This is a genomic window from Dellaglioa sp. CoH-55-MRSF-7 (assembly GCF_056782235.1).
Genome location: NZ_JBXAYI010000199.1, coordinates 1 through 253 on the forward strand (window position 1 = coordinate 1; position 253 = coordinate 253).

At 60.1% G+C, this 253-nt stretch carries 1 protein-coding gene; it reads left to right on the forward strand.

The features are described 5' to 3' along the window. A partial coding sequence (locus AC1RPU_RS08385; protein WP_481769712.1) for a hypothetical protein occupies nucleotides 1-182 on the forward strand: 182 nt, incomplete at its 5' end. Nucleotides 183-253 lie beyond the last annotated feature (71 nt).

Below are 253 nucleotides of genomic sequence, written 5' to 3' on the forward strand. Positions count from 1 at the left end.
GCGCGGGGTTGCACGATACATATCCGTTCAATGAGTTCGTGCCGCCTGCCGGGAACGAAGATGATGCGTTGGCGGCGCGGGCTTTGCGCGAGTACTTGCACGAGGTCAAATACCGCAACCCGCGTCGGCTGAAGTGGATTCGCGACGTTGCGGCCCGGCCCTTGCGCGGAGAGCGTGCATGAAGTTCGAGGACTGGATGGAATCGTTGAGCATCAAGCTCAATGGGCGCGCTCTGAACCAACATGAGCAATGG